Consider the following 14069-nt stretch of genomic DNA (forward strand, 5'->3'; position numbering starts at 1 on the left):
GCAAAAGTAGTAAAAAATCAACAATTACACAAAGATGGCTCTCTATTTTTAAAATAAAAGTGATTTGATGTCGAATCAAATCACTTTGTATACTATTTAGATAGGAATTTGGCTTTCCAAAAATTATTCTTTTGAGTTTGAACTTTTCAGGCAGAATGATTCCAAATCCTTGAATCCGTTGAGGAATGAGCCGGCATCCATTCGCTTTTTGCCCGATAATTGAACTTCGAGAAGCTCCAATAAACTGTCTGTTGTATTGACAAACAGTCTTGATTTCTCTATATGCAGCATTCCTGGAGTGCCTGAACTGGGCTTGTCTGTTAGCCTTGTCTTGAATATTTTCAATACCGTTGAGCTTTTAGTTTTCGGTTCGTTTAAGCTGCAAAGTTGTGCCCACGCACCGGGATATGGCGACAGTCCCCTGACGAAATCATTAATGTGCTTTGCAGAGTTGTTCCAGTTTATTTCGCAAGTTTCCTTAAAAATCTTTGGTGCGTGCTTCAAATTTGATGTATCTAAACTATCTTGTGAGACGCTGATAGCATCCAAGATTTCCTTGAAGTCTGATTTAGCCATCGTTTCCGGGATCTTTGATGCAACAAGTTCAATAGTTTCTACTGCAATGTCGGCTCCGAGTTTCATCAGTCCGTCATATACGCATTCCACGTTGGCATCTTCCGGAATCGGAAAATGCTTCTGTAAGATGATTCTTCCGGTATCAATGTCTTTGTCGAGGAAGAAAGTGGTAACGCCTGTTTCCTTTTCGCCGTTTATCACAGCCCAGTTGATAGGAGCGGCACCTCTGTATTGTGGGAGCAAGGCAGCGTGAATGTTGAACGTTCCTAATCGCGGCATTGCCCAAACAACCTCCGGCAGCATTCTGAAAGCTACTACTACAAAAATATCGGCATTAAGTTCCTGAAGCTGTGAAATGAAATCAGGGTCTTTCATCTTTACAGGCTGCAAGACTGGAAGCCCAACTGACAGCGCATATTGCTTTACAGCCAGTGCCTGCAACGATTCCTGATGGCGTCCGACTGGCTTGTCGGGCTGCGTTACAACACCGACAACATTATATTTATTCTCTACCAAAGTCTTGAGTGTCTCAACTGCAAACTCCGGCGTACCCATAAAAACAATACGTATATCTTTACTGTTCATTCCTTTTATCTGATTTTTTCCCTTTATTCTGCGCTGTAATCAGCGACCATCTGCCGATACATACTGAACAAGCGTGCGCGCGACAGATACCCGACCAATATTCCTTCAACGTCCAAAACCGGAAGATATTGCGCTCCTGTCTTGTCGAATGTCTTGATAATCTGCTCCATCGGGTCGTTCACACCCACTGTTGCAAGTGGCTCTGTCATTAATTGTGCCACCTTGAAACGATGATAGAGTTCGGTTCGGAATATGATATGGCGTAGTTTTGTAATATCAATCTCGCCGAGAAGATTGCCATTGCTGTTCACGACCGGTATGTAATAGTTGCGGCTGGAGCTGATGACGTGTACGAGTTTTCCCATTTCCATATCCTCGCCCACAGAAGTATAGTCTTTTTCAAGGATGCTTTCAATGGTCATCATTGTAAGGACAGACTTGTCGGTATGATGCGTCAGCAATTTACCTTGCCTTGCCAAGCGAACAGCATAGATGCTGTGGTTTTCAAATATATTGATGATAAGATACGAACTTACGGTAACTATGATCAAGGGAATGAAGAGGTTGTACCCTCCTGTCAGTTCGGCTATCAGGAAAATGCCCGTCAATGGGGCGTGCATCACGGCTGCCATCACACCCGCCATACCATAGAGCGTGAAGTTTTTCTCGGGAATATATACGCCAATCTGATTGATATTCCAGATTCTGGCAAAGAAGAATCCTGCAAAGCCACCGATAAACAATGATGGCGCAAAGGTTCCTCCGCACCCTCCGGCACCATTCGTTGCACTGGTTGCAAATACTTTCGTAATCATAACCAACCCTACATAGAGCACGAGAAACTCCGTATGCCCGGCAAACATTGAGCCTTGAAGCACCTGATTCCAGTCGGCCTCGGTCTTGCCTTCGATGAACAGTCCCAGACTGTCGTACCCTTCGCCGTACAGGGCAGGGAAAAGGAAAATCAAAGACGACAACACCAGCGCACCTGCTAAAAGACGAAGGTAAGGACGTTGGGCAAGTTTCGCGAATCCTCCTTCACACCAAGACATTACGCGCATAAAATAGAGCGAAAGGAATCCACACCCAATGCCAAGCAATATCGTGGCGGGAACTCTGCTAAGACTCCACATATAGTCTATCTTGAAGTCGTACATAGCCAATCCACCCGTGAAGAAATAGGAGAAACAAGTGGCAGTAACCGATGAAATGAGGATTGGCAGCAATGAAGCCATCGTCAAATCCACCATCAACACTTCCAATGTGAACACCAATCCGGCAATGGGGGCTTTGAAAATACCCGACACGGCGGCCGCTGCGCCACAGCCAACAAGGAGCATCAATGTGCGTTTGTCGAGATTGAATATTCTTCCGAGATTGCTTCCGATGGCGGAACCCGTGAGAACAATCGGTGCTTCGGCTCCAACGGAGCCACCGAACCCAATCGTTATGGCCGATGCCACGATAGAAGTCCACGTGTTGTGCGCTTTCAGTTTCGAGTTCTTGGTGGAGATGGCATAAAGAACGCGTGTTATTCCGTGTGAAATATGGTCGCGTACAACATATTTCACGAACAGGCTCGTGAGCCAAATACCGATTACCGGATACAAGAGATAGAGCCAGTTGAGGGTGGTCATCTGGAATCCGGATGTAACAAGATGCTGTATTTCCTTGATTATCAGGTGTAGAACGTAGGCAGCTACCGATGCTAAAAAGCCAATGGCAAAAGCCAACACAAGAACGAATTGCCTGTCGGATACGTTCTTCTGTCGCCAGTTATCAATGCTTGAGACTAAGTTTTTATAAGACATAGTTCTTGCCGGACGCTTATTTCAGATGATATGAGAATATTAAATGCTAAAAGATTATTTTCGGATTACGTTCACTTCTCCACCTTTACCTATTTTAATAATAGTAGACGGCTGATGAGGCTTGTGTTCCTGTCGGCGTGCAAAGCAGACATAATCTACTGCCGAAAGGATTTCTTCCGAAATATCGCCATAGTTCTGTGCCGTTGGTTCGCCGCTGATGTTGGCAGACGTGCTTACGATGGCTTTCTGAAAACGATAGCAAAGCTCCTGAGAGAAAGGTTCTTTAGTGATTCTAATACCGATGGAACCATCTTCGGCAATAAGATTTGGCGCAAGATTCACGGCTCCGTCAAGAATTAAAGTGGTCGGTTTCACTACTGCATCTATCAATTGCCACGCCACTTCCGGAACGTTCCTCACGTATCTTTGCAGCCTGTTGTCTGAATCAACAAGACATACCAGAGCCTTGGAATCGTCGCGGCGCTTGATTTTATAGACCTTTGCCACAGCCTCCTCGTTGGTTGCATCGCATCCAATTCCCCATACGGTGTCGGTAGGATAGAGAATCACTCCACCGTTTCTCATCACTTCCACGGCCTTCTTGATATCGTCTTCTTGTTTCATCTGTATCTTTAAATTCTTTTGTTCAGGGCAAAGATATTGTAAAAAAGCGAGAAAGCAAAATAAAATGTAGAAAACATTAGAAAATATAGCCTTGCTCCGTACTTTTGCATAGTTTGGAAAGATTAGGAGGAAGTGTAGATTGGAAGCTGTTTTCGATTGCTTTCTTCAGAGAAATGGCATCATTTCAGGGCAACGGAATGCCGCTCATTTCAGGTTAATGAAAAGATGATTTTCAATCTTCGCACAAATGCGCTGCAATCTTCGCACGTTTGCATTGCGTTTTTGCGAAGAATGGAACGCAATCTTCGCACAAATGGAAACAACGTTTTGATGTGTTGATTATCAATGTGTTACGAATATATCCCTTGTGGAGGATAAATGCGATGTACTTTCAGTCGTTTTATCCTCTTGATAGTGGTTTACGGCAAATCTTTTGTGCAGTTGCTTGATAAAAACAAAAAGGTCGGCACTTTTCTGTACCGACCTTTTTCCATTCCATTTTTATCACTGTCTTATAATTCCCAACCGATGGCTGAAGCACCTAAAACGGCTGCTGCCGCATCGTCGAGACCACTGATGAGGAACTTTGGCTTCTCTTTGAAGATAGGCATAGCGTATTTTTCGTAGGCCTTCTTGATAGGATTCATAATCAAGTCGCCTGCCTTTGTCAAGCCACCGAAGAATACAAATGCTTCAGGAGAAGAGAATACGGCAAAGTCTGCACAGGCAGCACCGAGCATATCGCCGGTAAAATCAAAGATTTCCATAGCCATCTTGTCGCCCTTTCCGGCTGCTATCGAAACGTCCAAGGAGGTAATTTCTTCTGGTTTTATCTCACGCAGCAGAGATGGTTCTGATGATTTTTCCAAAAATTCGCGTGCGGTTCGTGCCACACCTGTTGCAGAACAGTATGCCTCCAGACAGCCTGTGCGGCCACAACCACACATACGTCCGTTTTCTCCACGCACCATTGTTACGTGACCAAGCTCGCCTGCAAAACCGTCTGAACCGTAAACCATCTGCCCATTGATAACGATTCCCGAGCCAACACCGGTGCCAAGAGTAATCATAATGAAGTTCTTCATACCTCTTGCCACGCCATACTGCATCTCGCCGATGGCTGCTGCGTTGGCGTCGTTGGTCATTCCTACTGGAATATTCAATCGTTTGGAGAACATATCTGCCAATGGCACAACGCCTTCGTGTCCCCAAGACAGGTTGGGAGCGTATTCTATCGTGCCGCGATAGAAGTTGGCATTTGGCGCACCAATGCCCATTGCCTTTATCTGATTGATGCCTCCAACCTTTGCAACGATTGGTTTCAGGGCTTCAACGCCTGCATCAACAAAGTCTTCAACTGTTTTATAACTCTGAGTTTTGATAGAGTTAGTTGCCAATACCTGACCTCTCTGATCAACAATCCCGAAAACTGAATTTGTTCCGCCCAAGTCCAATCCTATAACGAATGGCTTCTGCTCTTGTATATCCATTTAAAATAAGTTTTTAGTTTATATTCTAATCGCAAAGTTATGAAAAAACTGGAATACCACAAACTTTTGCTAACTAAATTTGCTCATTCCGTATTATTTTTGCAATTTTGCAAATGAATTATGAGCATGCCATTTATCCAGTTAGATATACTCGACTTTATGTTTAAGGGTATATTGATAGGTATTATTGCGTCTGCGCCAATGGGGCCAGTCGGCATTTTGTGTATCCAGCGCACTCTTAACAAAGGGCGTTGGTACGGCTTTATAACAGGCGTTGGTGCGGCTGTGAGCGATGTTATTTACGCGTTGATCGTAGGTCTGGGAATGAGTTTCATAATGGAACCTCTGCAGAATCCGAAATATCAGTTCGCTTTACAGATATCGGGGAGCATCATTCTGCTCCTGTTCGGAATATTTTGTTTTCTCACGAATCCGACGAAGAAGATTCATAAAAGCGGGAATACGAAAGGTTCGCTGCTTCATAACGGCCTGACGGCGTTTCTCGTAACTTTCTCCAACCCATTGATTATCCTTCTTTTGATGGCGACTTTTGCCCAGTTTGCCTTCGTTCAGCCATCGCAGCCGTTTGAAATGATTGTGGGTTTCACTTGTATTCCCCTCGGTGCGCTGATTTGGTGGTACGGACTGACATGGCTGGTGGATAAGATACGTGGAAAGTTCGATGTGAATGGCATACTGATTATAAACAGAATCATTGGTTCTGTCGTGATTTTATTCTCATTGATTATGCTTGTCGGCACAATTTTCAACCTCTATCACTTACCGTCGATTGGGCATTAAGCTAAAACACTGATATAAAGAATGTTTGTTGCACAGGAATTAAGAAAGAAAAGCATTGCTGAATATCTGCTGTATATGTGGCAGATAGAAGATATTATTCGTGTTTACGATTGTTCGCTGACGAAGATTCGCAGGGAATACATTGACAAGTTTCAATATACCGATGAACAGAAAGAGGAAGAAGAAGATTGGTTTGGCGACCTTGTCAGAATGATGAATCAGGAAGGATGTCGTAAGAGTGGGCATCTTCAGATTAATAAGGTGCTGATGCAGGCTCTGTCTGAGCTTCACGCACAGTTGTTGGCGTCATCAAAATTTCCTTTCTATTCGGCTGAATACTATCGTGTTCTGCCTTTTATCGTGGAATTGCGTGGTAAAACCAAACAGGTGGCCGACAGAATGGCGCGGAAGAATGAGGAAAATCTCAAGGAGATTGCCGCAAATCTGGGGCATAGCGAGATAGAAACCTGCTTCGACGTGCTTTATGGCGTGATGATGCTCCGACTTCAGAAGAAAGAAATCAGTCAGGAGACTGCCACAGCTGTGAAGGAAATCACTACATTGATAGGTATGCTTGCTGATTATTACCAGAAAGATAAGACGGAAGGGCTTATTTTTGAGGATGAGTGAGCTTCTTTGGCAAACTCATAGCACCTGTTTAGGAATGCTGAAGCGCAAGTGTGAAGATATTAAGAACATAAGGATATGAACATTTTAGTTACTGGTGCCAACGGAATGTTGGGTAATACCATTCAGATAGTAACCAAGAACAGTAAAGATAACTACATCTTTACCGATGTCTGCGATGGATACAAGCAGCTTGATATCACGAGTTTTGAAGATGTTCGCAAGGCTGTCAAGGAGAATAATATCGGGTGCATCATCAACTGTGCTGCGTGGACGAATGTTGATAAGGCCGAAACTGCAGGCGAAATAGTGGAAATATTGAATGCTGTTGCTCCTGAAAATTTGGCCAGAGCGATGAAGGAAGTGGACGGCTTGCTCGTTCACGTGAGTACCGATTACGTCTTCGGTGGCGACCCATACAACACCCCTTGCAGGGAAAATCAGAAAGGAACGCCAACTGGTGTATATGGACTGACAAAGCTGCACGGCGAAGAGAAAATCGTTGCAACGGGCGTTAATCATATCATTGTGCGTACAGCGTGGCTGTATGGCGAGTTTGGGCACAACTTTGTTAAGACAATGATGAACCTAACTGCAACAAAACCTGAACTGAAAGTAGTTTTCGACCAGTGTGGAACGCCTACTTACGCAGTGGATTTGGCTAATGCAATCTTTGATATTGTGGAGAACAGGAAGTTCAAGGGCAAGAGTGGTATCTATCATTTCTCGAACGAGGGTGTTTGCTCTTGGTACGATTTCGCCATCAAGATAGCCGAACTCGCAGGCAATACCAACTGCAATATTCAGCCTTGCCACAGCGACGAGTTTCCTTCTCCAGTAAAACGCCCAGCCTATTCGGTTTTCGATAAGACCAAAATAAAGGAAACTTTCGACACGAAAGTGCCATATTGGGTCGATAGTCTGAAGATTTGTATGGAGAATTTAAACAAACAAAACTAATTGGAATAATCATAAATAGAGGAAAAGGCTGTGAGAAACGGAGGCATAATTTCCGTTACTTTCGTCTTTCCTCACGCTCCCACAAAGATATATGAACGAAATAGAACGCAGAAGAACTTTTGCCATCATCTCTCATCCTGACGCTGGTAAGACCACTCTCACAGAAAAGTTTCTCTTGTTTGGTGGACAGATTCAGGTTGCGGGTGCAGTTAAGAGTAATAAAATCCAAAAGACGGCGACTTCCGACTGGATGGATATTGAGAAACAGCGTGGTATCTCCGTATCAACTTCGGTAATGGAATTTGATTACGAGGGTTACAAGGTAAACATTCTTGATACTCCCGGCCATCAGGACTTTGCAGAAGACACTTATCGAACGCTGACGGCAGTAGATTCTGCCATCATTGTAGTGGATTCTGCCAAAGGTGTGGAAACGCAGACGCGAAAACTGATGGAAGTTTGTCGTATGCGCAATACGCCTGTTATTATCTTTATCAATAAGATGGACCGTGAAGGTCGCGACCCGTTCGATTTGCTGGACGAACTGGAAGAGGAACTTCAAATCGGAGTTCGCCCATTGTCTTGGCCGATTGGACAAGGACAGCGTTTCAAGGGTGTGTATAACATTTTTGAGCAACGGCTGAACCTCTTCACTCCTAACAAACAGCGAGTTACTGAAACCGTTGAAGTGGATGTGGATTCAGATGAGTTGGATACTCAGGTTGGTGCTGATTTTGCCGCACAACTGCGCAATGACCTTGAATTGGTAGATGGTGTATATCCTGAATTTGAAGTGGAAACCTATCGTGCCGCCGAAGTTGCACCTGTATTTTTCGGTTCTGCGCTGAATAATTTTGGTGTTCAGGAACTTCTGAACTGCTTTATCAAGATTGCACCAAGTCCAAAACCGACGAAGGCAGAAGAACGTTTGGTGGAGCCGATTGAGAATAAATTCACAGGTTTTATCTTCAAGATTACGGCAAACATCGATCCGAATCATCGCAGTTGTATTGCTTTCTGCAAGGTTTGTTCGGGAAAATTCCAACGCAATCAGCCATATCTGCACGTGCGCAATGGAAAAACGATGCGCTTCTCTTCGCCCACTCAGTTTATGGCGCAGCGCAAGAATACCGTGGATGAGGCTTATCCGGGCGATATTGTTGGTTTGCCGGATAGTGGCGGCGTTTTCAAGATTGGAGATACACTTACCGAAGGCGAGAATATCCACTTCCGTGGTTTGCCAAGTTTCTCTCCGGAGTTGTTCAAGTATATTGAAAACGACGACCCAATGAAGGCAAAACAGTTCCAGAAAGGTCTCGAGCAGTTGATGAACGAGGGTGTTGCGCAGTTGTTTGTCAATCAATTCAACAATCGTAGGATTGTAGGCACGGTCGGACAACTCCAATTTGAAGTTATCCAATACCGTCTTGAACACGAATACAATGCCAAATGCCGTTGGGAACCGGTTCATCTGCACAAGGCTTGTTGGATAGAAGCCGACGACGAAAAGGAACTGGACAATTTCAAAAAGCGCAAGTATCAGTATATGGCAAAGGATATTGAAGGCAGAGACGTCTTCCTTGCCGATTCAGGCTACGTGCTCAGTATGGCACAACAAGATTTTGAGGATATTAAATTCCATTTTACCAGTGAATTTTAACGCTATAAGAAGATTGCTCAACCGAGCAATCTTTTTTGTTTTCTATTCTTCCGTTTTGTTTTTTGTAAGAATTAATTACTCAAAAGCGCATATGTTTTTTCTGTAATCTGGAGAAATATTCTCTATTTATTAAATGAATAAAGCTGATTTTCGCAAAATAGAATTGTGTTTATCGGATGATTGTTTTGCATTTTTGCGATAAATGCAAAACGTTCTTCGTAAGATTGCACGGAGAAATTACGAAGAATGATCTCCAAAATAAGGTTTATAGTTCGGATTTATTCATCTATTTGAGAACAGAATGCTTGATTCATAGTGCACAAATTGATGATATAGCTTCTTAAGTGATTGTAAATGTGTTTGTTAAGGTTGCACATAAAATATGGTCATATTTATAAATGAAAAATATTTCTTTGGAAATAATGAAGTTATGAATGCCCTTTTGTAAAGATTATTCGTGTTTATGTGAACGTGTCAGACACATTATACTTATCGAAAAAGTGTTGAATGCGTGGGTTTTTAAACTTTGGGCAATACATAGAATCAGTAGATTGTCTTAAAAAATCAAAAGCCTTTGGAAAAATCCAAAGGCTTTTGTTATGTTAGGATGTGGAAATTTGTAGACTATCTACTCCACCAATGTTTTTTCTTGCGAGGTTCTCGGTCTTCAAATGAAGTGCCAAGATAGCCTCTTGATTCCCACGTTTCGTGATTTTTAATCATCTGATAGATTGTGCCCCAGTCGGGTAAACCTCCTAGGTTTCGGTCGTCGATGAACATTTCTACCTTTAGCTTTCTGGAAAAATGGTTGTTCTTCTCCCGTTCTTCTTCGGGATAGTCCTTGTTGATTGCCCAAAATTCAACTCCTTTATTCTTGCACCAATCCACGGCTTCCTGAAGAAGTTCCCCTTCTCTCACGGTCCATAAGATGAGTTGGTGTCCATCCTTGATGAGTTCTTTGAGCGTTTCCGTTGCGAAAGGAATTTCATCGCCAATCTTTGGATATCTGTGTTCGACGATTGTTCCGTCGAAATCTATTGCTATTACCATATACTCTTCAAAATTAAAAAGGTACTAAAAATGAATTACAGTACCTTTTGGGAAGTTTTATTATCGTTTTATAGACTTATCGTTCTTATTTCCGTAATGGCTATTGCTGTAATTTCCGTATTGACCGTATGAACTGCCATACTTGCCACTGCCATATCTGCCATACTTGCCGTATTTTCCGTATCCGTAATAATATCCATACTTCTTCTTGGACATATCGATACCGTTGATAACGATTGAAATCTTAGGCAGTTTCTTCTCTCTTGAAAGTTCGTTGATCATTTCAAATGTAGCCTTCGGCGTATAGTCAGCACGGCAGAGGAACACCGTAGTATCTGCTACTCGTCCAATCTGCAATGTATCCGTAACCAAACCGACTGGTGCCGTATCTATAATAATATAGTCATACTGAGATTTCAATAACCCAAAGATTCTGTCAAGCGAGTTTCTTGCAACAAGTTCGGCGGGGTTTGGGGGAACAGGCCCTGCAAGAAGCAAGTCAAGATTCTTGTTGATTTCAGATGGGATAATCTGATTGTTGATATCTTCAAGATCTATTGACTCCTTAATCAGCAGATTGGTTATACCGTGCTTCTTGTCTTTTAAACCAAACAGCTCTGCAAGTCTTGGCCTGCGAATGTCGAGACCTACCAAAACAGCCTTTTTTCCAAGCAATGCAAAGCTGACGGCAAGGTTGGCAGCAGTAAATGTTTTACCTTCTCCGGATGTTGAGGAAGTGAACAATATAACCTTCTGACCCTCTTTCAGAATGAATTGCAGGTTCGTTCTCATAGAACGGAACACTTCTTCCATCTGATTGTTCTGATTTTCTTGTACAATGATGTCGGCTTTGCCCTTCGCACTATTGCTTGCAACAGGCACATCTGCCAATATTGGGAGTTTGGTAAGGCGAGCAACGTCATCGTGTCCTTCAATCTTATAACGGAAGAGCTGAATCAAGAACAGGATAAGTGCAGGAACTGCCAAGCCGATAAGTCCAGCAGCCAATATAATCATTGAAGAATTAGGACTTACTTGGCCTGCAAATTGGGGGTCATCGAGCAATTTTCCCTTGTCTACGGTAGCTGCAAGAGATATATTATTCTCTTCGCGCTTCTGCAAAAGCATCAGGTACAGGCCTGCTCTGACTTCCTGCTGACGGCCTATTTCAGTCATTTTTCGTTCCTGAACAGGCGTTTCTTCAACCTGACTGTTGTATTTGTTGTATTGTGCAAGTATGCCGTCGCGCTGGATTTCAAGATTTCTTCGTGACGTTTCAATAGAACGCTTGATGTTTGTATTCAGCGTTCTTATCTGATCAGTAAGTGGTTCTACTACTGGAGAATTCTCAGAAGCACTTCTCAAGAGTCTGTTTCTCTCGAGCACAAGTTCGTTGTATTTATTAATCAGGCCAGTTGTAGCTTCGTCGATAAGTCCGATGTTTGAAGGAATAATCTGTGAAAGATTCCTTGAAGAACTTGCAGTTTCCGATGCAATATTATTGAATAATTCTATCTGAATTTCAATTTCCGAAAGTTTTTGTTCGGCAGCAGTCTGGTTGCTGAAGCTATTTGTGGCATTCATCTTCAGTTCCACCATACCGTTGTTTTGCTTGAAACTCTGGATCTGCCCCTCGGTTTCGCCAAGCTCTGAATTGATTTTCTCCAGACGGGCATTGATAAACTTGTCAGTTCTCAATGCAACAGTATTTTTATCTTCGTTTGCCTGTCGGTTGTAAACCACGGCCAGTTGCTTTAGGTAGTCTATTGAACGCTGAGGAATTTCATCGGTTATGTTCAGCATTGCAATTGTTGTTGATTTTGAATTCTGCGCAACCTGCAATGAACCTACGTATTTATTTGCCACATTCTTGGGCGATTGAATCATAACCTGCAAACTTTCGCCATCCCTCAGCATCTTACCGTTGTTTGAACTGATGGTAATGATTCCCGCACGCGTGTTGATGGTGGCAGGAAGAGAGTTGAAGGTCTTATTAAGTGAGAATGGACCTTCTGCTTCTCTTTCGTCAATAGGAACCGAATATGAGCCTGAAACAGAATAGGAAGAACCATTTCGGGAGATACTAAGACTTATGGGTCTGTTCAAAGTTTCGAGATGGGTGGCGTCTACATCAACGTTCAAAGGCTGATTTCCATAATATGGAACACTCTTTACTCTTCCTTGCGTTGCATAGGTTACATACAATTTCAAATCACGAACGACATCCTGTGCCATTGTTCGTGATGAAAGTATTTCCATTTCATTGTCTATACCGGCAGAGTTTGACATTATACCGAGTGTAGACATATTGCGGATGGACTGTGCTCTGCCATCATTTTCCTGATCCTTGATTAAGAGTTTAGCGGTAGTCTTATATATAGGAGTAGTGTATCTCAGATAGATAGCGGCTAATCCCACACAGATAATCAGCGACAATATAAACCAATACCAATTTAAAACAACAGTACGGTAGATGGTTTGAAAGTCGAAGAAAGACTTTCCTTCCTGTTCCTGACCGTATTCTGCTTCAGCTTTTTTGAGTTCTTCCATATTTATTTTATGTGTATTCTCTGTTTTATTCTTCTATTAAACGCAACAAGTACTGGCCGTACTCGTTCTTTGCCATTGGCAGTGCATTCTCTTTTACCTGTTCTTTCGTTATCCAGCCTTTGCGATAGGCTATTTCTTCGAGACAGGCAATCTTGAGTCCTTGTCTCTTTTCTATCACTTCGATGAACGTACTTGCTTCCGAAAGGCTGTCGTGTGTGCCGGTATCCAGCCACGCAAAGCCTCTCTGAAGGGTTTGAACCTTGAGTTCCTGCTTGGCAAGATATTCCTGATTGACGGTTGTTATCTCCAGTTCGCCACGCGCAGACGGTTTGATGTGCTTGGCAATCTCGACAACGCTGTTGGGATAGAAGTATAAACCCACGACGGCATAATTGCTCTTGGGCTCTTTTGGCTTTTCCTCAATGCTCAGGCAATTGCCTTGCTTGTCGAATTCTGCCACGCCATAACGTTCCGGGTCGTTGACGAAGTATCCAAATACGGTAGCCTTATTGTCTTCTTCGGCATTCCTTACACTTTCCTTGAGCAATGCCGTGAATCCGGAACCGTAGAAAATATTATCTCCTAAAACGAGGCAGACACTATCGTTGCCGATAAATTTCTCGCCAATGATGAAAGCCTGTGCCAGTCCGTCGGGCGATGGCTGCTCAGCATACTCGAACTTTACTCCTAATTCGTGTCCGTCGCCCAGCAATCGCTTGAACCCCGGCAGGTCGAACGGAGTAGAGATAATCAATATTTCCTTGATACCTGCGAGCATTAAAACCGATACTGGGTAATAAATCATCGGTTTATCGAAGATTGGGATTAGCTGTTTGCTTATACCTTTGGTTATAGGATACAGACGTGTGCCTGAACCTCCGGCAAGAACTATACCTTTCATTTCTGTATTTCTTTGTTGTTATTTCTTTCGATAACTAAGCGCAAGATACGCATTGCAGCACCTGCACAATAGCTTTTGACTTTTAATCAGGAAACCAGTAAATGTCTAAAAACTCCACAACAATCAATAACTATTGTGTTTTAGTATCAGTATGATACACCAAATTTTATTCATTTCTGAGTTATTCCAATTATGTTCGCAAAGGTAATAATTTAAATTGAGATTTATAATAAGGAATCAAAAAAATATCTATTATATATGAAATCTTATCCGTTTAGTTGAAATTATCTTGCCTAAACCTTTTCATTCTTTTGTGTTTTCAGCTTCTTTTTTCAAGCGAATCGCATTGTTTGGAAACTGTGTAACAACTGTCTGTTTCAGGCATACGAAACCTTGATTTGCAATTGTCCGAAGAATGGCTTGCAATCTTCGCA

The 14069-nt window shown here is 42.8% G+C and carries 11 protein-coding genes; 4 read left to right on the plus strand and 7 right to left on the minus strand.

What is annotated here, in order from left to right; translation table 11 throughout:
- Positions 1 to 123: 123 nt before the first annotated feature.
- From fmt to P150_RS0110810, 4 genes are all read right to left on the minus strand, one after another.
- The gene (gene fmt / locus P150_RS0110790; RefSeq protein ID WP_028897686.1) at positions 124 to 1161 is read right to left on the minus strand and encodes a methionyl-tRNA formyltransferase; all 1038 of its coding nucleotides are present in this window, start codon (positions 1159 to 1161) and stop codon (positions 124 to 126) included.
- Between the two features lie 23 nt (positions 1162 to 1184).
- A complete protein-coding gene (locus P150_RS0110795) occupies positions 1185 to 2972 on the minus strand; it encodes a chloride channel protein (protein WP_028897687.1) in 1788 nt (595 codons plus the stop codon).
- 54 nt (positions 2973 to 3026) lie between these two features.
- Complete coding sequence (locus P150_RS0110800; protein WP_028897688.1) at positions 3027 to 3596, minus strand: L-threonylcarbamoyladenylate synthase; 570 nt, start codon at positions 3594 to 3596, stop codon at positions 3027 to 3029.
- A gap of 512 nt (positions 3597 to 4108) precedes the next feature.
- Positions 4109 to 5086, minus strand: coding sequence for an ROK family protein (locus P150_RS0110810; protein ID WP_028897689.1), 978 nt, complete (start codon positions 5084 to 5086; stop codon positions 4109 to 4111).
- Between the two features lie 120 nt (positions 5087 to 5206).
- Between P150_RS0110810 and P150_RS0110815 the strand changes: the two genes are divergently transcribed.
- From P150_RS0110815 to P150_RS0110830, 4 genes are all read left to right on the plus strand, one after another.
- The gene (locus tag P150_RS0110815) at positions 5207 to 5887 is read left to right on the plus strand and encodes a LysE family translocator (RefSeq protein ID WP_028897690.1); all 681 of its coding nucleotides are present in this window, start codon (positions 5207 to 5209) and stop codon (positions 5885 to 5887) included.
- Between the two features lie 21 nt (positions 5888 to 5908).
- On the plus strand, positions 5909 to 6517 hold the full coding sequence (locus tag P150_RS0110820; protein ID WP_028897691.1) for a DUF4924 family protein: 609 nt from the start codon (positions 5909 to 5911) through the stop codon (positions 6515 to 6517).
- Between the two features lie 75 nt (positions 6518 to 6592).
- Positions 6593 to 7474, plus strand: coding sequence for a dTDP-4-dehydrorhamnose reductase (gene rfbD / locus P150_RS0110825; protein WP_028897692.1), 882 nt, complete (start codon positions 6593 to 6595; stop codon positions 7472 to 7474).
- A 91-nt stretch (positions 7475 to 7565) separates the two neighbouring features.
- Positions 7566 to 9134, plus strand: coding sequence for a peptide chain release factor 3 (locus P150_RS0110830; protein WP_028897693.1), 1569 nt, complete (start codon positions 7566 to 7568; stop codon positions 9132 to 9134).
- 624 nt (positions 9135 to 9758) lie between these two features.
- On the opposite strand, the gene P150_RS0110835 is transcribed toward P150_RS0110830, so the two are convergent.
- The 3 genes from P150_RS0110835 to rfbA are packed head-to-tail and all read right to left on the minus strand — an operon-like array spanning position 9759 to position 13635.
- Positions 9759 to 10184, minus strand: a complete 426-nt coding sequence (locus P150_RS0110835; protein ID WP_028897694.1) for a BT0820 family HAD-type phosphatase — start codon at positions 10182 to 10184, stop codon at positions 9759 to 9761.
- Positions 10185 to 10244: 60 nt separating this feature from the next.
- Positions 10245 to 12734, minus strand: a complete 2490-nt coding sequence (locus tag P150_RS0110840; RefSeq protein ID WP_028897695.1) for a polysaccharide biosynthesis tyrosine autokinase — start codon at positions 12732 to 12734, stop codon at positions 10245 to 10247.
- Between the two features lie 25 nt (positions 12735 to 12759).
- Positions 12760 to 13635 carry a glucose-1-phosphate thymidylyltransferase RfbA gene (gene rfbA, locus P150_RS0110845; protein ID WP_028897696.1) on the minus strand — a complete coding sequence of 292 codons (876 nt, stop codon included), beginning with the start codon at positions 13633 to 13635 and terminating at the stop codon, positions 12760 to 12762.
- Positions 13636 to 14069: the final 434 nt, after the last annotated feature.

This window comes from Prevotella sp. HUN102 (assembly GCF_000688375.1).
Classification (GTDB): domain Bacteria; phylum Bacteroidota; class Bacteroidia; order Bacteroidales; family Bacteroidaceae; genus Prevotella.